Genomic DNA, 22,106 nt, shown 5'->3' with positions numbered 1-22,106 from the left:
AAAAAGCCCGGAAACAGATGTTTCCGGGCTTTTTTATATTTGTTTCTCCGCTATCATGCTTCGACTTCGGGAGTAATAAGCTTGTAGCCTTTTCCGTGGATATTGATAATTTCAATTGACTCATCTTCTTTTAAGTGCTTACGTAGTTTGGTAATGTATACATCCATGCTACGTGCATTGAAATAATTATCATCAATCCAGATTGTTTTCAGTGCAAAGTCGCGCTGCAATATCTCATTTGCGTGAGCACAGAGCAAGCCAAGCAATTCAGATTCTTTCGTGGTAAGTTTTGTCTGCTTGCCATCGCTCGAAAGGATTTGCTTTTGCGTATCAAAGGTAAACTTACCTATTTTATAAACATTGCTTTCTTTGTTTTTCTTTCCGCGAACTCGTCTTAAAATAGCCTCGATTCTAAAAGTTAGCTCTTCCATACTGAATGGCTTGGTGATATAATCATCGGCACCAATCTTGAATCCCTCTAGAATATCTTCTTTCAGCGTTTTGGCTGTCAGAAATATAATAGGAATTTCGGCATTGGCTGCACGAACATCCTGTGCCAACGTGAAACCATCTTTTTTGGGCATCATTACGTCAAACACACACAAGTCATATTTATTCTTCAAGAAAGCCTTGTATCCAGCTTCTCCATCGGGATATAACTCGGCTGAGTAACCTTTTGCCTGTAAATATTCTCTCAAAAGCATGCCAAGATTCTCATCATCCTCGCATAATAAAATACGCAGTTTCTCGTCCATATCATTAATTTTTTAATAAAGGTAATGCAATAATAAATTTAGTTCCTACGTTCAATTCGCTCTCTGCCCGGATGGTTCCTTTGTGGTCTTGAATAATTTTCTTCACATAAGCAAGACCTAATCCGAAGCCTTTAACATCGTGCAGATTACCTGTATGCACGCGATAGAACTTATCAAACACCTTTTTCAGGTTCTCTTTCTTAATACCAATGCCATTGTCTTCTATCGAAATCATCAGTTTGCCCGGTTCATTCCAAGTTCTGACATTGAGCAATAAGTCTTCTTCGGGTTTCTTGTACTTCACCGCATTATCCATTAAATTGAATATTACATTGGTGATGTGCATTTCATCCACAAATATAACAGGATCGGTGGCCTCAAGGTTCGATGTTATCTTACCATTATATCTCTCTACCTTCAAAGCAAAGGTATTGATAACCCCATTAATCATTTCGTTTGCATCGAGTTCCTTCATTTTAAGAGTTGCTTTCTGCTTATCGAACATCGACATTTGCAACACTTTCTCCACTTGGAAGCGCAATCGTTTAGTCTCATCATTAATCACACCCGATATATGTTGGAACATCTGTGGAGATTTACCAACTGCCGGGTCTTTCAGCATTTGCGCTGCGAGCGAAATTGTCGATATCGGCGTCTTAAACTCATGCGTCATATTATTAATAAAGTCATTTTTCATCTCCGTAAGCTTCTTTTGACGGAAAACAATGTAGATAGTAAAAATGAACGTTATCAACAACACAATCGTAAAGATCATCGATGGTATCATAAAGCTAACCGAATCGAAAATATAATCATTCTTTCCCGGAAAGTGAATCTTCATAATACTCATTTTTGCCGGCGGGTCGTTTTGAAACAAAGCTTGAGCATACGCATCCTCAGAACCTTTATTTTCATAATCGGCGCAACGATATACTTCCCGTCCATCTTTATCAATCACCGTAAAGTGATAAGGCAACTCAATGCTATTATTCAATAATGCAGACTTCAAATAATCATCTAAGTCCTTAAAGCGTACCCGCTCACCAATCGATTTATCACTTGCACGATAAACCATCTGTAAAGCCACCTCATCGAGTAGTACACGTTGATACATATATCTATTCTTCACGGCTTCCAACAATGATCTTGATGTTTCCGGAATTGTTTTGCTTCCATGAAATTGAGAAATCATTGCCTTTGGCAGCTCTGACGGTTTATTTGTCATCACCTTCAGTTCAAAATCCGAATATATCTTTCCGTCGGGTGACTTCATCGTAAAACGTCTCGTTTGCTGAATCAGACTTTCGCTTTGCTGCATTGATGAACTGTTGGCCATGGCCTTCATCTCCGTTTCGGCTACATCTTCCCTTAACCAACGTTCAGTTTCGGCATACTCTACGTCTTTAGATACTTGATAGAGGCTATTCCTTACCGAAGTATCAAACTGTTCCTTGCGCATCTTGACCATTTCCTCAATATAGCTCACCTGCAAATAAAGCAGACTAAGAAAGGAAAGCCCCATCACAATTCCCAATATCCAAATTGTTGACTTTTTCATAGCAACAAAATTAACACTCCCTAATTAACATACCTAATCTATTAACCTGATTTAACCGCACGTTCTTGTAAATTAACCGAAGATGAGTATTTAGGTCATAATCTGACGACTATAACAAAACAAACATCTCTTTGGTTTGCAAATTTAATAAAAAATTAAATCTTTCTATCGTCTTTTTCTACTTTAATTAATCATTGTTAATTAAAAAAGTCGTCATTCTTTCATTAAGAAAGAACAACGACTTTTTATCTAGTTAACAAATCAATCTATTCTTCAGGCTGTTTGGCTTCAAAGTCTTTGATTAGCTTATCTTGAACATCGGCAGGAACAAGTTCATAACTGGCAAACTTCATTATAAACGAAGCTCTACCACCCGTCAACGAACTAAGTGCCGTAGAGTAAGAAGACATTTCCTTCAATGGTACTTTCGCTATTAGTTTTTCAAAACCTTTTTCACTGCTCATACCCATAATCATGGCACGACGTCCTTGAAGGTCACCCATGACATCACCCATTTTATCGGAAGGTACAAATACCTCTACATCGTAAATTGGTTCCAAAATCTTGGGACCTGCATTCTTAAAGGCCTCACTAAAGGCATTTCGACCGGCAAGCATAAAGGAAATTTCATTTGAATCGACCGGATGCATCTTTCCATCGTAGATAATGACACGTACATCACGAGCATAAGAACCCGTCAAAGGGCCTTGCTCCATACGAGCCATCACTCCTTTCAGGATAGCAGGCAAGAAACGAGTATCGATCGAACCACCTACAATACTGTTAATAAACACCAATTTCCCACCCCAATCCAGCGGAATAACTTCGGTACCTTTCACACTTATTTTAAATTCCTGGTTATTGAATTTATAAGTATCTGGTACAGGCATGCCTTCTTTATAAGGTTCTACGATCATATGAACCTCTCCAAACTGCCCGGCACCACCCGATTGTTTCTTATGCCGATAGTCGGCACGGGATGATTTGGTAATGGTTTCGCGATATGGAATCTTTGGTTCCTCAAACTTCACCATCAACTTTTCGTTATTCTCCAATCGCCATTTCAAGGTACGTAGATGGAATTCTCCTTGTCCGTGAACCAATGTTTGCTTCAATTCTTTGGACTGTTCAATAACCCATGTCGGATCTTCCTCCCTCATACGATTAAGGATCGACATCATTTTTTCCACATCCGCTTCATTGATCGGTTTAATGGCACGGGTATATTTTGAGTTAGGATACTTTATAAAGTTAAATCGATAATCACAATCCTTGCCATTAAGTGTATTACCTGTTTTTACATCTTTCAGTTTCACCGTAGCTCCGATATCACCAGCTTGAAGCTCTTCAACTTTTACACGGTTGGCACCGGCTACTACATAAATCTGAGCCATGCGCTCTTTCGATCCGCGATCAGCATTTACCAAATCATCACCTTCTTTTACCTTACCACTCATCACCTTAAAATAAGAAATCTCACCAATATGCGGTTCCACACTGGTTTTAAAGAAGTATAGACTGGTGGGACCATGCACATCGGGTGCCACCTCTTTGCCAGAAGTATTGGTCACTTTGGGCATCTGCGAAACAAAAGGAACTACGTTGCCCAAGAACTCCATTAACCGACGTACCCCCATATCTTTGCCTGCACAGACGCAGAATACCGGGAACATACCCCTCGTGGCCAATCCCTTGCGGATGCCTTCGCGCATTTCGTCTTCACTAAGCGAATCTTGTTCGAAGAACTTTTCCATCAATGCTTCGTCATTTTCGGCAGCAGCCTCAACCAAGGCTTTATGCATCGCCATGGCTTTCTCCATCTCCTCTTCGGGGATATCTTCAATGGTGGGAACTCCTCCCTCGGGTTTCCATGAGTATTTCTTCATCAATAATACATCAATGAGCGAATTAAATCCGGCACCTGTATTCAGTGGATATTGAATGGGAATAACCTTAGAACCATAGGCTTCTCTAAGCTGTTCGAGGATATTATCATAATCGCATTTATCATTATCGAGCTGGTTTACTAAGAAGATAACAGGTTTATCCAGCTTTTCAGTATATCGGAAATGGTTCTGTGTGCCAACTTCAACACCATATTGACCATTTAAAAGAATAATGGCGGTATCGGTAACATTCAGTGCAGTAACTGCTCCTCCTACAAAGTCGTCCGCTCCCGGACAGTCTATCATATTCAGTTTTTTATTATTCCATTCTACATGAAACACGGTGGAGAAGACAGAATAGCCATACTCCTGCTCTACGGGAAAATAATCACTTACAGTATTTTTTGCGGCAATAGTTCCGCGACGTTTTATAATACCACTCTCGAGAAGCATTGCTTCCACAAGAGTGGTTTTCCCAGAGCCAGAACTTCCCAAGAGGGCAATGTTCTTAATTTCGTTAGTCTGATATACCTTCATAATATGTAAGATTTAAAATGAATGACTCAGTATGTTACTCGCATACCATTAACTTTGTGACGCGCAAAATAGACATTAATAAAATGAAAAGCAATAAAATAGTACTGTTACTAAACAATGTTATTCAACACATTAGCCCAAATCGAACAAATAAGTTTCTAACGACGCATTATCTTCCTATGGAAATATCTTATTTTAGATTATTAAGCAATCAAATAGTCCTTTTTTAAAGTCAAAGTTCTACTTTTGCAGCGATAGAACAACTTAAGCGTAAAATTAAGATTCATGGCAGGCATCTACATTCATATTCCTTTCTGTAAAACTCGTTGTATTTATTGTGATTTCTATTCAACCACCCGCAGTGAGATGAAAGAGCGATATATACTTGCACTTTGCCGTGAATTGGAAATGCGTCAAGATTACCTTCAAAACAAGCCTGTCGAGACAATCTATTTTGGAGGAGGTACTCCCTCACAACTATCGGCCGTAGACTTTGAACGAATATTTGCTACCATCGATCGCCTTTTCGGCAGGGAGCACTGTCGTGAAATTACACTCGAGGCCAATCCGGACGACCTTACGCCCGAATACTTGCATAGCCTCTCACACCTACCGTTCAACCGTATCAGCATGGGCATACAAACATTCAATGACACAACATTGAAGTTATTAAAACGCCGTCATACGGCATTGCAAGCCATTCAAGCTGTTGCAGCCTGTCGGCAAGCCGGATTCCAGAACATCAGTATTGATCTCATATACGGGTTACCGGGAGAGACACTCGAACGCTGGAAGAATGATCTACAACAAGCCATTGCGCTCGACGTCGAACATATATCGGCCTATCACCTCATTTATGAGGAAGGTACTCCTTTATATATAATGTGCAAAAACCATCAGGTAGAAGAAGTAGATGAAGAGAGCAGCGTTGATTTTTTCTCGTTGCTGATCGATCAATTGACCGAAGCCGGATACGAGCAGTATGAAATTTCCAATTTCTGCCGTCCGGGCAAGCTGTCTCAACACAACACCTCCTATTGGCAAGGCACCAAATACCTGGGATGCGGACCATCGGCACACTCATTCGATGGAGATTCGAGAGAGTGGAACAGCTCCTCTATCGACGCATACGTAGAAGGAATAAACCAAGGGATGCGCGTTTTTGAAACAGAGCAACGGTACGAAGCCACCCGATACAACGAGTTCATACTCACATCGCTGCGTACCGTATGGGGCATCTCACTGAACCAATTGCAATCAACATTCAACGATAAGCTATATCATTATTGTTTGCGTATAGCCGACAAACACCTTCAAAGTGGAACGCTCGAACTACGAAACAATGCTCTTTGCCTCAGCCGCAAGGGTATCTTTGTTTCAGACGGTATTATGAGCGACCTACTGTGGGTTGAAGATTGAATGCATAGCCTCAACGCCCATGACCGAATCTGAAGTAAGGAAACTATTGCGCCGCATAAAGGAACTGAATTCACAGACAGCCTTTCGCGAATTCTACAACCTCACTTACGACCGTCTCTTCCGTATCGCTTATTATTATGTGAAACAAGAAGAGATTTCGCAAGAGATTGTACTCGATGTTTTTTTGAAACTATGGGAACAACGTGCCACGTTGCTCGATATCCGCAACATCGAAGATTATTGTTTTATTCTTGTAAAAAACGCCTCACTAAACCAATTAGAGAAAGAAGATCGGCGACTGGCCAGCTCTTCCAACACCTTGATTGATCCGATCGCTTCCGGTTCCTCGCCCGAGGAAACCCTCATCAGCGAAGAACTATTTGCACAATACGTCAAAGCACTCGACCGATTGCCCGAACGGTGCAGAGAGATATTTATCCGCATACGCGAGGAGAAGCAGACCTATGCCGAAGTAGCCGAAGCATTGAACATTAGTACAAAGACCGTCGACGCACACTTACAGAAAGCAACCCTTCGACTGAAAGAGATGATTTTACAGCACTACGAGAATTAACATTTATTTCGACTAATGGAATAGGGAGATTTCTTCATGCAACTGTCTTTATCTGTGAATAAACACTTAATTTAAACAGATTGCATATGGAAAAGTTTTATCAAAAAGTAGTTATGGCTTTAGTCATCTTAAGTTGTCTGGGAGCATGCAAGAGCAACAACAAAAATAATTATCCAACAGATTATGTCGGATTTGAACGGGCTCAACAAGAGTATACCTATAACAAAGCCATGCAAGAAGAGACGCTAGATATCAAAGTAATTGCTATCGAAAAAAGTAAAGAGGACAGGATAGTAAAACTATCCAGTAGCGCAACAAAAACACCGGGAGGAGAATCGGTATTTGTCAAGTTAACCGAGGAGCAGGTGATTATCAAAGCCGGTAAAAAGTCGGTCACGACCCAAATCAAGCTTTATCCAAAGCATATCATCAAGGGTACTTTCGTGCATCTAATCTGTACACCCCAGTGGAAGGATAAAAATGCTCAGCCGTCTAAATTAAGTATTCGGTTAATGCCCAAGTAAGCAACCACCATCGCATGAGAGAAATGAGATATACAGATACAGAGTTAGAGCAGCTATTGAACCGCCTTGTTGCTTCTACCCGCACCCCAAGAGGTCGCTTTGCAGCAGCCAACAGTTATAAACTACTTGAAAAGCGGCTTCCGGGCAAACGTTCCTTCCCACTTGTCAGATGGATCGGTGCAGCAGCGGCAATGGTCGCATTGTGTGTTGCAGGCTGGTTTGTAGCCGATCATGCACAGACCGACAGCCTGCAAACCATCTACACTCAGGCCGAGGTACGTACCATTAGTCTGCCCGACGGTACCGAAGTAACCCTCAATCATTTCTCTTCGCTGACCTACCCCAAGCGTTTTCAACAGCAAGAGCGCACAGTAAGCCTCTGCGGAGAGGCTTACTTCGAGGTCAGAAAAGACACGAAGCACCCTTTTGTCGTACAAACCGATGCAGTAGACATTCGGGTATTGGGTACTCAGTTCAATGTAAAAGCCTATGCCAATATCCCCGAAATAAAGACTACACTATTCGAAGGATCGGTAGCAGTAAGCGATAAAAACCAATCCGAACGTATTGTATTGCGTCCCAACGAAAGTGCTATATATAATAAGGTAGAAGGAAGCCTTACACTTGTACCTTCGAGCAATGTTTCCAACGATATAGCCTGGCAAAACGGAATGTTGATATTCAACAACTTGCCCTTGATAGAGATTGCCCATCAACTGTCCAATACTTTTGGTATTCCGATCCGTATTGCCGACAAAGCACTGCAAGAATACCGTATCACAGCGAGATTCGAGCAGAAAGATGGGCTTATACCCATATTACGATTATTGCAACATGCCAAGAGTTTTAACTATATAGAGAAAAACAAAGAAATCATACTATCCGCCCCTTAAGCGGGCTCCCGTGGTATCCAAATAAAACCGTTATGAATAAACCCGATACAAAAAGGATTTTTATTATCGAATTCCTCTTTATAACATACATCATCTTAACATTATCACCGTCACTGCAAGCACAGAACGCCGACCAACAGCTAAGTTTCAACATGCGAAACGCTACGCTCCAAGAGTTTATCAAACGCATGGAAAACTCTACCGGCTATTCTTTTATCTATGGAGAGGAGGTCAAAATCAATAAAAAGATCACACTCAACGTCACCAAGAAAACACTCAAAGAGATATTAGACATTGTCTTTGCCGATGAGCCGGTAAGTTACCGAATCATAGGTAAGCACATCTCTTTGCAGCCTAAAAAAATAAAACCCGTAAGCCGACGATTCACTATCAGCGGATATGTGACAGACGGAGCTTCTTCTGAAACGCTGATTGGGGCAAACATTCTTGAGAGTCGTCAACATCAAGGAACCGCCACCAATCCTTACGGTTTTTACAGTATTACCCTGCCTGCAGGAGAGACGGAGCTGCGTTTCTCATACTTGGGTTTCGATACCCAGCAACACACGTTCGCTTTACAGAAAGACACCGTACTCAACATTCGCCTTGCAACCAATACGCAGTTGAGTGAAGTTGTTATTCTGTCCGATAAGCCCGAAGCCGGAATAAAGGCAACACAAATGGGTGCGAACGTCATTCCCATGGCTCAAATCCGACATACCCCCACTGTGTTGGGCGAAGCCGACGTAATGAAAACCATTCAGCTGATGCCCGGTGTGCAAGCCGGTGTCGAAGGGTCTGCCGGTCTTTATGTACGTGGCGGAGGTCCCGACCAGAACCTGATATTGCTCGACGGTGTTCCGGTATACAATGTCGACCACTTATTCGGCTTCTTTTCCGTATTCACTCCCGAAGCGGTTAAGAAGGTTACACTATTCAAAAGTTCCTTTCCTGCTCGTTTCGGCGGGCGTTTATCATCGGTGGTCGATGTGCGTTCGAATGATGGAGACATGAAACGCTTTCACGGAACGTTCAGTCTGGGATTGCTCTCTGCCAAAGTGCAGCTCGAAGGGCCTATTATCAAAGACCGCACTTCGTTCAACATCTCGGCTCGGCGATCGTATGTTGATTTACTTGCCAAACCATTCATGCCCAAAGACGAAAAGATGAGTTATTTCTTCTACGACATCAACGCCAAAGTCAACCATAAGTTCTCCGACCGCAGCCGCCTCTACCTTAACTTCTACAACGGCAAAGACCATTACCACTTCACGTCAAAGGAACTTGAAAGTCAGCATAGTTATGGAAACCAGTATAAAGACAAAATGTCGATCGATTGGGGAAATACCGTTGTCAGTACCCGTTGGAACTATATATTCAACAACAAACTGTTCAGCAACACCACCATCGCCTACAACAACTATCTGATGAGTGCCCGGAGCGAAGCATACAGCAAAACTTACTACGGAGGTAGCGATCAGGAAAAAGTATCCAACTATGAGGCTAATTTCCGCTCGGGCATCAATGATTGGAATTATGCAATAGATTTCGACTACACGCCCCTACCCACCCATCGCATCCGCTTTGGGGGCAATTACCTCTTCCATCGCTTCCGTCCGGAGGTGATGACCTCCAAAATATACGAACAAGCATCGGGTAGCGTACAGCAGGATACCGCTTTCCACAGCCTGTTCAACAAATATATCTACGCCCACGAAGCATCTGTTTACGCTGAAGATGATTTTGAACTTACCCCCCGGCTGCAAATAAACGCGGGAGTACACATTTCGCTGTTCAACGTGCAGAAGAAAACCTATTTCTCCGTGCAGCCACGCCTCTCGGCTCGCTATCAACTGCCGAAACATTTTGCATTGAAAGCCTCGTACAGCAAAATGAGCCAGTACATTCATCTGCTCTCCTCTACCCCTATCTCGATGCCTACCGACCTCTGGGTACCGGTAACTAGTAAGATAAAACCCATGCAAGCGCACCAATACTCGATAGGAGCTTACTACAACGGCCTGCCGGGATGGGAGTTTTCTATCGAAAGCTATTATAAACAGATGCGTAATGTGCTCGAATACAAAGAAGGGGTGAGCTTCCTTGGCTCCTCGACCAATTGGGAAGATAAAGTGGAGATGGGCAAGGGACGCTCGATGGGCATTGAGTTTATGGCGCAAAAGCTCACCGGAAAAACTACCGGATGGATAGCCTACACCTTGGCACGAAGTGACCGGCAGTTTGCCGAAGGAGGCATCAACAATGGCGAAAGATTTCCGTATAAGTATGATCGCCGTCATAACATCAGCCTAAGTTTGAACCATAAATTCAGCGACCGCATTGATGTAGGTGCCACTTGGGTCTTTTACACCGGGGGCACGGCAACCATTCCGGTGGGGGTAACCGGTGCGTTGCGTCCCGACGGAGATATGGTAAAAGAAGAGAAGCTTGTTACACAGCGCAATAACTACCGCTTACCCGGCAGCCACCGGCTTAATCTGGGCATTAATTTCAATAAAAAGACACGTCACGGTGTGCGCACTTGGAACATCAGCGTCTACAATGCCTACAATGCCATGAATCCTACCTTGCTATTATACAAAGACAATATACATAAAATGAAGAAACTAACCCTTCTTCCATGCATACCATCAGTCACTTACACGTATAAATTCTAACTCGTATGACGATTCATTATAATCATTTACTATCGGCTCTTCTCTTATGGGCCATACTGGCTACCTCGTGCGAGAACCAGATTGACATCGATCTCAAGCCCACTCCTACGCAACTGATCATTCATGCACAGATGAGTGCCAACAGCACCAATAACCGCATCTTTCTGAACCTGAGCGATCCGGTCAAATTGAAAGAGGTTACAAACGGAGTCATAGAAATACGTATCAACGGGGTATTGAGCGAAAAGCCACAACCAATACTTCCTAGCGAGAACAAACCGGCGGCAAATAGCTATCTGGTCACCTCTGCTTTTCGTCCGGGCGATGTGGTACGGGTAGATGCGCGCACTGCCGACGGGCAATACAAGGCATGGGCCGAAGTCGTTGTGCCGCAGCCGGCTTTCATTGAAGAGGCTATTGATACGATGACCATTAGCATCCGATACAATAGCTTTTATTATCCGAATGCGATGCGTTACCGATTCAAAATCAAAGACCGCCCGAACGAACAGAATTATTATCGCCTGATTCTTGAACAGGGCGGAACCGCCTATCTAGCAGGAGGTGAAACAATCCCTTTGCAAGGAAGTGGTACACAGATGATCATCAACGAAGACGTTGTACTGACTGACGGATACCCGAATATAGACACCGACGCAGGACTGTTTGATCAAGCATCCAACATGTATGCTATCTTCAACGACAAGTTATTTGCCAACAACAACTATACCATGACCGTATATCTCTTAGAGCAAAGATTTTCACATCCCACCGATTATCGAATAAAACTGTGGTGGCAAATATACACGTATATCCGCGTGCTCAGCATCAGCGAAACAGAGTTCAATTATTTGAAAGCACTCAACATCATCGACTCCGGTTCGCTCGATGAAACCATGGAACCAATTAAGTTTGCCAGCAATGTAAACGGTGGGCTGGGTATTGTCAGTATCAGTAGCGAAGCAAGCAGAAAATTCTATTTCGAAGAGCATATGTATCCAAAATAAACTATATTTGCAGGAAACCCCAAACTAATACTATATGCACATTGGAAAAAAGAATTGGAGCATTCTATTGATTCTATCGATAGTATCTCACGCCTTGCCCCTGCAAGCCGATAACATCAAGGCCGATTCTCTCATTCAGAAAGCAAAGCTTGTTAAATATACCAACCCCAAGCAATCGGCCTATTTCGCGCAGCAGGCACTCGAACTGCTCCCCGTCAAATCGCCCGATACCAGACGTGCCCAGGCGTTGCTCGCCTACGGAGTAGCCTGTAAGTTTCTAGGCGATTTCGATATAGGAATCAAAGCCTTATACGATGCATTGCATTACTGCAAACCCGAAGATTATCGCATATTATCGGACATCCAGATGCAAATGGCCAATATCTATTGCAGGCTTAAAGACTACAATAAAGCCTTCGAGATTAACGACAAAGCAGCCACACTCTGCAAAATCTATCAGGATTCGGTGGGGCTGGCAGGAACGTACAATACGCGCGGCATTATTCACTACAGCCTCAACGAATTCAAAACAGCCGAACAATGTTTTCGCAACGCTTTGCAGATTAATCGCAAGATCGGCAACATCAAAGCTGCGGCTGCCAACCTGAACAATATGTGTTTGTACGAAGGAGATATCGACGAAAAACTATCGCTGATCAATGAAGCGATCATCATCAATAAAAACTTCAATGCCACTTGGGCACTTGCCGAGAACTACAACAACATGGGCAAGCAATATTTCTTTGCCCATCAATACGACAAGGCGCTCAAAGCACTCAAAGAGGCCAAGATTGCTGCCGCCACCTCCAATGGCAAAGAGCTGATCTGCGATAATTACGAATACTCCTCGTGGGTATATGCCGCCATGAAGCAGTACGACAAAGCCTACGATTGCCTGCTTCAGCTCTATACGATGAGTCAGGAGCTGCAAAACGACAAAAAGCTACGCGACGTAGAACAGGAGATTTCGAGAAAGAAGCTCATGGATCAGCAACGCGAAAATGAATTGGTCGAACAATCCTACGAAATAGAGTTGTTGCGTCGTAATATATTCCTGCTAAGTGCAACATTGCTTTTCTGCATCGCCATCGCTATTTTTCTGCCCCGATGGTACAGGCGGCGCAAGAATATGCAACTCATCGAAACCCGCTACCGACTCGAGCAGTCCGAACGCGAATTGGCAGAACTCAAGGTAGCGCAACAGGAACTGGCCATTCACTCGATTCAAAACGAATTGGAGGTAAGCCGACAGGAGGTAACCAGTTTTGCCATGTTTCTACGCAGCCGTAACGAGCTGTTGGAACGCATTCGCGAGCAAATCAAAGAGGGATACCGCATGGAGCCCGGTGCCATTTCGACGCACCTGAAAAAGGTAAATGCATTCATCAGCCAGTATCAAAACGGTTCGGAAGAGACCAATGCGCTACTCTTAAGCATTGAACAAAAGAATGCCGACTTCCTGAAACGCTTACTAACGCTGCATCCTGCACTTACTCAGGGCGAAAAATACCTGGCCACCCTCTTACGGGTTAATTTATCGACCAAGGAAATCTCACTCCTTACCGGGAGTGTTCCCAAAACCATTAATATGAATCGTTATCGGTTGCGCAAGGCTTTGGGCTTGCAGTCCGAAGACGATTTAACCGGCTATTTGCAAAAAATATAACGGCAGCTCGCTTGTCGAAAAGACAGCACTTCGCCAATATAAAAAGCGAAAAGAAGGAAATGCGAAAAGAGTAGTAACCAACTATTTGCACAAAAAAGAAGAACTAGCACAGGAAAGGAATAAGAAAAGGAAAAACATGCCGCCAAATCAGTATAAACATACGGATTACTGCAAGATAATACGGTTTTGGAGCATGTAAGTGAGCAAGGATTCTAAGAAAAGCCGGGGAGATTTCTATAAATCGTCGAGGGCTTTTCATAAATGGTCGGGACCTTTTTTATAAACGTCCCGACATTTCCTGAAAAGACCGTACGAGATAGGAAAATAAACGCTGTTTTTTGCCAGAAGCTCACTCCGCACGAACAAACAGAAAGCATCATAACGATACAAAACCGACCGAATCACTATCTTTCAACCACCGACTGACACTAAAAAGACGAACTTTTATCGCCTATACAGCTCTATTACAAACAATGGAGAAAAAGGAAACCGCTATTGAATAGCGTCGTTTTCATCACCCTCGATCAAGGGCGCAAACATCGTTATTCAATAGCGGTTCAATATACAAAGTGTCAAATAGACAACGGCTTCCGAACTAAATGAAATACTTCAGAATAAACAGAACGGCGAGTATGCACATTCCGGCGTTTAGCTTCTTTTGGTTGGAGCTTAACAGATTGAGCACCACATAACTAATCATACCCAACGAAATACCCTCGGCTATACTGTATGACAACGGCATGGCCAAAATACAGATAAAGGCAGGAATAGACTCGGAGTAATTGTCAAAGTCGATCGCTACCACCGGAGAGAGCATAAACAAGCCTACCAATATAAGCACCGGTGCGGTGGCAGAGGGCGTGATAGACAAGAAGAGGGGCGAGAACAACAAAGCAACCACAAAACACGAGGCTGTAACGAGCGAAGTTAATCCGGTACGTCCGCCTTGGGCTACGCCTGCTGCACTCTCCACATAGGTGGTCACGGTGCTCGTTCCCATCATAGCTCCCAGCGTAGTAGCTACGGCATCGGCCATGAACGCTTGCTTAATGCCGGGCACTTTGCCATCGGGCGTCAGCATTTTGGCTTTGGTTGTTACCCCCACCAGCGTGCCCAGTGTATCGAACAAGTCTACAAACAGAAAAGTGAAAACCACCAAGACCATCTTCAAGCTGAACACCTCCGAAAAGTCAAACTTAAACAAAAGAGGTTCGGGTGATGGCGGAAGGCTTACAATGCCCTTGTACTGAGTAATTCCCATAAAGGCACCGATGATGGTAGTTATCAGAATACCCAGTAACAGGGCTCCGTTTACCTTTCTAATCAATAACAAAGAGGTGATACCCAATCCGATCAATGCCAAAAGAGGTGCACCGGATGTGATATCGCCCAATTTAACAAGCGTTGAATCACTGTTTACGATAATGCCTGCATTCTGCAAACCGATGAAGGCGATAAACAATCCGATACCTGCACCAATGGCATTCTTAAGTGTTTGAGGTATCGAATTGACAATGGCCTCGCGGATGTTAAAGAGGGTAAGTAGTATAAAGATGATTCCTTCAATAAACACAGCAGTCAGTGCAAACTGCCAGGTATATCCCATAGCCATACAAACCGTAAAGGAGAAGAAAACACTCAGCCCAACTCCCGGAGCAAGCGCAAAGGGCAACTTAGCCCAGAGAGCCATAATCATGGTTCCAACAATAGCCGATACGGCGGTAGCGGTGAAAACAGCTCCGGCATCCATGCCGGTTGTCGACAAAAACTGTGGATTAAGCGCTAAGATATACGCCATGGTTAAAAACGTAGTAATACCTGCAATTACCTCGGTTCGGACGGTTGTTCCGTTCTCTTTCAGCTTGAAATAGTTATCAATCATTGTTCTTTCTGTTTCAAATTACATTTAAGTTCTGTCTTTAAAGGGCGCAAAGTTAGCCATAAATTTGTAAATACACTCTTCGAACGGCAAAAGATGCCCTACATAGTCTGCCACCTTGCAGTTATATCCAACTCTTTACCGCAATGACTTATGTAGATATACATGAATTAATAAACAACTGATAAACAGCAAAATAAAACAAACATTGTAGTATTAATAGCTATCAAAACGAACGATTTGTAGAGCAAAAGTAGATCATAAAAATTAGTGATTCCATGAGTGATTTGATTACTTAGCGCATAAATCACGAACGATTTATTAACCTTTAAAAATAATATAATGAAAACAAGATTCTTTTTTATACTACTAAGTATGATTTGTTTAAGCTGTTCCGACAAAATAGATAATATTGAAACGGTGAAGAAGCAGTTTTGTTTAAGTAAAGAGAGTAAAGGGGTAATATACCCGCATCGACAAAATGAAACTCGCAATGTTGCTGAATGTTGGGAAAACTGGTCCAGCGTAGTTTTGCCTTCAGGTATCTCAGTCACTCCTCCCTGGTACAATTTTAATGTGACTACTACTATCCCAACAGATATTCGAATGGATATCAAAAAAGATGATGGCTGGACATTAATAGCTCATACAATAAATTCAACCGCAAATCCTGGCACAAACTACCTTATTTTTTACAATAAGTTAACAGGTCTATTAAAAGTGTTTTACTACTTAGAAGAAGTAGTCATGCAAACATCAGCTATTTGGAAGGTACATATAGATAGCCCGCAGCATCTTTTAGGATTTACTGGAAATCTTTCTGAATCAATTAGCTGTAAGGTCAAAAAACAAGATATTTATTGTATGAATATTACTACTGATGAAAATAAAGGATACACGAGAGGGTGGAATTGTTTTCAATTACAATTAGCGTATGACCCTAACTTTATAACTGGATATTTGACAATTAACCCTATAAGTAGAACAAGCTCCAATATCAACTTAACAGGTAGTTACCAATCAAAATCAGAAGGTACCATAATAACAACCACAACTTCTAATCCAACTAATGATGTTATATCGGGAATAGCAAAAGCTTCCGGAAAAGAAGCAAAAAGCTGGCTGACCAAAGAGGTGGAAAATGGAAAAATAGCGACAGATTTCTTAAAACACTCTATTCCTGATATTTTATCAGGTGGAACTTCAGGAATAGTCAAGGCAGGCATTGATCTATTATTTGGATCTTTTTTAGGAAAATTCAACAAACAGAATATTCAAGAATCCAAATTAGAGTTTACAACCAATGGTACTGCTCAATTAGAGGGAACTATTAGTACTGAACAAACGGGAGGGTTAACACCTATCACTATTAATATATCTAATAACATGGTTGGGATATTGGGTGTTTGGAATTTATTAGAACAACCTACGACTTATTTTAGTACAACCGCTAGATATCAAGGTGGCAACCTAAACCAAGGATTTATCTATTCATTATTTCCTAGCCCACAAACAGTGTATCGACCAGTCTTTAATTCCACAATTAAAGAAAATATTATTCATTATTCATTTAATAGCTTAATGCTTAGAACAACGAATATCTCTAGTGAAGTGAAAGATTATGACAGAGGAAGTATTGGGGGAACTGCATGCTATAGTGATTCATATAAAAACATTTATGAAAATATATATGAGCAAGATTTTAACTTCAAGTTCAAAGTCCATTTTCCAGATATTTCCAGAACTTCTAAACACCCCGATATCCCTGGAATGATTTTTGCACCTAAAGGTCGCTTAAATAACAGTTCTATAGGAATAAATATCCGATGTGATCATTTATTAAAAGTGAGACTCATGTTGATCACTAGCACGAAAGATACTATTGTATCAACAAGAACTTTTCTTCCTAAGTTTGAATGGGATCCGCAAGATTACGAACTAAATAATTCTGAGAATCCTGATAAATACATAATTACTAATTTACATTCAAAATCCTTAAATTAACCTTTAAAAATAATCACATGAATCACAAACCTTGTTCTAAAGGCGCAGCTATTTATCTATGGCTGCTATTTGCCTTTCTTATTCCGTTCGGTGCATTCGCACAAAGTTTTCAATTGAAAGGAACAGTAGTCGACGCAAGCGGTGAACCGATTATCGGCGCAAGCGTACTCGAGAAAGGAACAACCAATGGTATTATTACCGACCTCGACGGGCGATTTATGCTCACTATCAATCCGCAAAGCTCACTGATCGTATCCTATGTAGGATATAAGCCGCAAACCCTTGCCGTCAATGGCCGCCGCGAAATCAAGGTGGTACTGCAAGAAGATGCCCAGATGCTCGAAGAGACAGTCGTTATCGGTTACGGTACGATGAAGAAGAGCGACATGACGGGGGCTATCTCGTCGGTCAACGTAGAAGATTTGACCAAGCGCGCCACGACCAACCCCGCCGAAGCATTGCAAGGCAAGGTAGCCGGTGTGAATATTCAGAAAGCAGGTGGTAATGCCGGTTCCGGAGTCAGGGTGAGAATTCGAGGTGTAAAATCCATGGGCGATAATGAGCCTCTATATATCATAGATGGCTTTCAGGGAAGCATTACTAGTGTCAACCCATCGGACATTGAGTCAATGGAAGTTTTGAAAGATGGTGCTGCAGCAGCGATCTATGGCTCTGTTGCGGCTAACGGTGTTATTATTATAACGACCAGAAACGGTAAGAAAGGCGATTTGAAAATAGATTTCAACTCTTATCTAAGTTTTACCAATGTTGCCAAAAAGTTGGAAATGCTGAACGCCAAAGAGTATGTTCAAGTAAATAAATTGATGTATGATAATTATAATCAGTATGCAGCTCCCGAAAAACAAGAGGCTTTGCCGGCATATATTTCTAAACCAGGTACAGCAGATACAGACTGGCAAGACGAAGTAATGCGAGGCGGATTGGCTCAAAACTACATGATCAGCGCACGTGGAGGATCTGAAAATGCACGTTATTCACTTTCTTACAATCACTCCGACGAGAAAGGTATCTTCCTAGGCAATAACTACAAGCAAGATAATGCCCGGGCGAAAATCGGTTTCAGCAAATACATTTTTGATGTAGATGCAAACCTTTCTTTACGAATAATCGATAGTAAACAACCTCAATATTCCCTCAAAGAAATGTATATGCTCTCGCCAATAGTACCTGTATACGATAGCGAGCAAGCATCCGGATATGGATTAACGACCAGCTTCAGTGGTTTGCCTAGCAATCGAAACATCATGGCAGACAACCATTATAAAAAAGCAAGCAACAAAACGTACAATATGAGCGGAAACGTCTCTCTGGGAATTAATCTAACCAAATGGCTCGTTTTCAAAACAAGCTATTCATATACCGGTTCACACTATCGCTATGTATATCATGCGCCTGCATTTACAGCCGATAAAACTCCTGCGAAGTATCCTATACACAGCGAAAAAAGCACATATACCCAAGAACAAATAGCTGACAATACGCTGACATTTAACAAAACGTTCAATCAGCACTCTGTCAACGTGATGATTGGTAGTTCGATTACTTCCGAAGATCAAACATGGAATAGCGTAGGCGTAGAAGGAAAAACAATTGTACAAAGTGTAGACAAAAACGGAAATATTGTCAATACAGAAGTACCGGCCGGCTTCCTCGATCCGAACTTTAGTACCATTGGTGCCGGTAACGGAGGAACATTATCCGGAGATGGCTCTAAATATACATATCGTCGCGCCTCTTTTTTCGGTAGAGTAAACTACTCGTATGCAAGCAAATATTTATTGCAAGCAACGATTCGCCGCGATGGTTCTTCTAAATTCGGTGCTAACAGTCGCTGGGGAACTTTCCCTTCGGTTGCTTTAGGATGGAGAATCAGCGAAGAAGGCTTCTTCCCCAAAGATGCAGCAATGAACAACCTCAAATTAAGAATGAGCTGGGGACGCTTAGGCAACGAACAAATTTTAGGAGCGTATGACTTCCAGGCGTTAATCACCTCAGGTAACTGGTATCAGTATGGATATGTGCAAGGAGCCGAGAACCCTTGGCCGGGTAGCATTGCCACAGGTTTAGAGAACCGCAGTCTTAAATGGGAAACGACAGATACGAAAAATATCGGAGTAGACTACGCCTTCTTCAATAACAAACTGACAGGTTCTGTTAACTATTACTACAACAAAACTGAAGATATGCTTGTCAGAAAGCAATTAGCTCCTTCAGCCGGTCTTGATAATCCGGTCTTGAACGTAGGCAAAGTTCGTAACTCGGGATTTGAGTTTGAAGTGAACTACAAGGATAATAAAGGAGGATTTGATTATAGTGTTGGACTAAATCTGGCAACAACAAGTAATAAGGTATTAGAGTTAGCCAATGACGGACAGGCATTGACCGGTATCGGGCTACAATACGGAACAGCACACTTCCCTAACGAAACACGTGTAGGCAAACCGGTAGGTGCTTTCTATCTCTACCAAACAGACGGTATTTTTCAAAGCATGGACGAGGTCAATGCACACAGTAAAGACGGAAAATTGATTCAACCCAATGCCAAACCCGGTGATATTCGTTTTAAAGATATTGACGGCAACGGTAAAATAGGAACAGAAGATAAAATATATTCAGGTTCGGGCATCCCAACAGTAGAAGCCAACTTATCATTCAACGGCTCTTACAAAGGAGTTGACTTATCTTTGCTTATTGGTAGTTCGTGGGGCAACGAACTCTATAACGGTAATCAATATGAGTACGAAGGAATGGGTTCCGGTTCTAATTTCTTAAAAACAACATTGGACGCATGGACACCGACCAACACCCAAACAAATGTGCCAAGAGCTGTATACAAAGATCCAAACATGAATACCAGAGAATCTGACCGTTTTCTTGAAAAGGGAGACTTTATACGCTTACGCCAAATTCAGTTAGGCTACACTTTGCCAAACTCGCTTACCCGTAAAGCATATATTGAAAAGCTCCGATTCTATGTAAGCGGAGAAAACCTACTGACATGGACTAATTATTCGGGAATAGATCCGGACTTCTCGGCGCGGGCTACTAGCAGCCTCAGCAATGTTATGAGCACAGGTTTGGATACCCAAATCTATCCATTTACACGTTCGTTCATCATTGGATTACAACTCACATTCTAACATCACCCCTTAATATAGAATTACAATATGAAGAAGATAATATACATAGCATCCTTTTTAATAACATCGGTATGTATGACGGGATGCGAAGACTTTTTAACTGTTGAATCTCCCGATCAACTTACTTCCAGTACTTTCTGGCGCAATGAATCGGATGCAGAAGCTGGATTAGCTTCAGCCTACGCACAACTGGAGTATTCGGTAGATCAATGGGAATTCCCAGAGGTAAAATGGCCGGTAGAAGCCTTTCGAGAAGACATAGTGAACTTAGGAGCCGATGCATTCGGATACAAAGACTGGGTAGCACTGAGAGACTTTACCTATAACAATGGTAATTCTCAGCTAAGCAAATACTGGAGAAACAACTATCGTGGAATCAGCTATTCAAATCAGGTCATAGAAATGACTGCTAAAATTAAAGAGGGTAATATTTCTCTTGATAAGAGGACACTGATTATCAACGAAGCCCATTTCTTGCGAGCATACTATCACATGAAGCTTATTTTAAATTGGGAACAAATTGTGATTCGGGATGAATACATCACCTCACAAGACAAATTAAGCAAACCGCTATCTACACGTGAGGCTGCTTGGGACTTTATCATCGAAGACCTCAAAAAAGCCACTGCACTTCCTGCCAAGAGAGAGACAAACAACATAGGACGCGCCACCAGCGGAGCAGCAAATGCGTATCTGGGATTTGCCTATCTGACCCGTGCCTATGAAATACCAGAGAAAAAGGCTGAATATCTGGCAGAAGCCATCAAGGCGTTTGATGCTGTAAAAGGATACGAACTGGAAAAGAATTTTTTGAGCATGTTTAATGCAACCAATAAGAATTGTAAAGAATCGATCTTTGAGTTACAGTTCTCAATGAAAGAAGACGGAGGAGCTTATTACAAAATATCTCTTCCGAAATGGATTGCCACAGCTCAATTAGGGGGATGGGATGAAATATTACCGAGCGAAAGTCTGGTCGATGAGTTTAAGAAAGAGGGAGAAATAGCAACTACAGGGCGTTTAGATACTCGCGCCTATGAAAGTATCTTCTTCAGATGTGATTATTTTAATGATGGCAATGGCCATGTATATGGATTCAACTATGATGAAGTATTCTCTGATGACGAAGGAAAGCTGATTGATCGCCCGGCATTCCGTAAATTCTTACCGAAAACCTTGGAAGATCTCAACAATCTCACCATGGCAGCTATCAATGTTCCTCTGATGCGTTATGCGAATGTATTATTGATGAAAGCCGAAGCACATAATGAGTTAGGGCATACTGAGTTAGCTATTCCACTCATCAATAAAGTTAGAGAGGTGCACGGAGATATGCCTGCTATGAAAGGTACTACCCAAGCAGAAGTCAGGGCACAGATCGAACACGAACGCATTATTGAATTCCCCTTGGAGAATTTCCGATTCTACGATCTTCGAAGATGGGGTAAAACACAAGAAGCATTGAAAAAAGTAGGTAGAGACTTTAATCCGTCAGAGAATAATTTCTTCCCAATCCCACTAACAGAAATAAATACCAACGATCAAATTAAACAATAATTCACTAC

Annotated in this window: 14 protein-coding genes; 10 read left to right on the top strand and 4 right to left on the bottom strand. The window is 42.2% G+C overall.

Annotated features, from left to right (window positions below; all coding sequences use genetic code 11):
- Window positions 1-53 precede the first annotated feature (53 nt).
- The 3 genes from rprY to TY03_RS14005 all read right to left on the bottom strand — a co-directional run bounded on the left by rprY (window position 54) and on the right by TY03_RS14005 (window position 4,736).
- Complete coding sequence (rprY, locus tag TY03_RS14015; protein WP_042371037.1) at window positions 54-755, bottom strand: response regulator transcription factor RprY; 702 nt, start codon at window positions 753-755, stop codon at window positions 54-56.
- 4 nt (window positions 756-759) lie between these two features.
- Window positions 760-2,313 (bottom strand): sensor histidine kinase, encoded by a 1,554-nt coding sequence (locus TY03_RS14010; RefSeq protein WP_042371036.1) that lies wholly within the window; start codon window positions 2,311-2,313, stop codon window positions 760-762.
- 266 nt (window positions 2,314-2,579) lie between these two features.
- Window positions 2,580-4,736, bottom strand: a complete 2,157-nt coding sequence (locus TY03_RS14005) for an elongation factor G (protein WP_042371035.1) — start codon at window positions 4,734-4,736, stop codon at window positions 2,580-2,582.
- 285 nt (window positions 4,737-5,021) lie between these two features.
- On the opposite strand from TY03_RS14005, the gene hemW reads away from it, so the two are divergent.
- From hemW to TY03_RS13970, 7 genes are all read left to right on the top strand, one after another.
- The gene (gene hemW, locus TY03_RS14000; protein WP_042371034.1) at window positions 5,022-6,155 is read left to right on the top strand and encodes a radical SAM family heme chaperone HemW; all 1,134 of its coding nucleotides are present in this window, start codon (window positions 5,022-5,024) and stop codon (window positions 6,153-6,155) included.
- A gap of 19 nt (window positions 6,156-6,174) precedes the next feature.
- Window positions 6,175-6,729 carry an RNA polymerase sigma-70 factor gene (locus tag TY03_RS13995; protein ID WP_042371400.1) on the top strand — a complete coding sequence of 185 codons (555 nt, stop codon included), beginning with the start codon at window positions 6,175-6,177 and terminating at the stop codon, window positions 6,727-6,729.
- An 86-nt stretch (window positions 6,730-6,815) separates the two neighbouring features.
- Window positions 6,816-7,253 (top strand): hypothetical protein, encoded by a 438-nt coding sequence (locus TY03_RS13990; protein ID WP_042371033.1) that lies wholly within the window; start codon window positions 6,816-6,818, stop codon window positions 7,251-7,253.
- A gap of 23 nt (window positions 7,254-7,276) precedes the next feature.
- Window positions 7,277-8,146 carry a FecR family protein gene (locus TY03_RS13985; RefSeq protein ID WP_042371032.1) on the top strand — a complete coding sequence of 290 codons (870 nt, stop codon included), beginning with the start codon at window positions 7,277-7,279 and terminating at the stop codon, window positions 8,144-8,146.
- Window positions 8,147-8,178: 32 nt separating this feature from the next.
- Window positions 8,179-10,824, top strand: a complete 2,646-nt coding sequence (locus TY03_RS13980) for a TonB-dependent receptor (protein WP_042371031.1) — start codon at window positions 8,179-8,181, stop codon at window positions 10,822-10,824.
- A 5-nt stretch (window positions 10,825-10,829) separates the two neighbouring features.
- Window positions 10,830-11,831 (top strand): DUF4249 domain-containing protein, encoded by a 1,002-nt coding sequence (locus tag TY03_RS13975; protein WP_042371030.1) that lies wholly within the window; start codon window positions 10,830-10,832, stop codon window positions 11,829-11,831.
- 34 nt (window positions 11,832-11,865) lie between these two features.
- Entirely contained in the window at window positions 11,866-13,497 is a 1,632-nt protein-coding gene (locus TY03_RS13970) for a tetratricopeptide repeat protein (RefSeq protein WP_042371029.1), read from the top strand.
- Between the two features lie 595 nt (window positions 13,498-14,092).
- Here the strand turns inward: TY03_RS13970 and TY03_RS13965 are convergent.
- Window positions 14,093-15,379 carry an NCS2 family permease gene (locus tag TY03_RS13965; protein ID WP_042371028.1) on the bottom strand — a complete coding sequence of 429 codons (1,287 nt, stop codon included), beginning with the start codon at window positions 15,377-15,379 and terminating at the stop codon, window positions 14,093-14,095.
- A gap of 339 nt (window positions 15,380-15,718) precedes the next feature.
- On the opposite strand from TY03_RS13965, the gene TY03_RS13960 reads away from it, so the two are divergent.
- From TY03_RS13960 to TY03_RS13950, 3 genes are read left to right on the top strand one after another with little or no spacing between them, the layout of a single operon-like run.
- Window positions 15,719-17,380 (top strand): hypothetical protein, encoded by a 1,662-nt coding sequence (locus tag TY03_RS13960; RefSeq protein ID WP_042371027.1) that lies wholly within the window; start codon window positions 15,719-15,721, stop codon window positions 17,378-17,380.
- A gap of 17 nt (window positions 17,381-17,397) precedes the next feature.
- Window positions 17,398-20,541 carry a SusC/RagA family TonB-linked outer membrane protein gene (locus TY03_RS13955; protein ID WP_042371026.1) on the top strand — a complete coding sequence of 1,048 codons (3,144 nt, stop codon included), beginning with the start codon at window positions 17,398-17,400 and terminating at the stop codon, window positions 20,539-20,541.
- A gap of 27 nt (window positions 20,542-20,568) precedes the next feature.
- Window positions 20,569-22,098, top strand: a complete 1,530-nt coding sequence (locus TY03_RS13950; protein WP_042371024.1) for a RagB/SusD family nutrient uptake outer membrane protein — start codon at window positions 20,569-20,571, stop codon at window positions 22,096-22,098.
- Window positions 22,099-22,106 lie beyond the last annotated feature (8 nt).

This window comes from Bacteroides neonati, assembly GCF_000499785.1.
Taxonomy (GTDB): Bacteria; Bacteroidota; Bacteroidia; order Bacteroidales; family Bacteroidaceae; genus Bacteroides; species Bacteroides neonati.
This window is presented reverse-complemented; position numbering and strand designations above follow the sequence as displayed.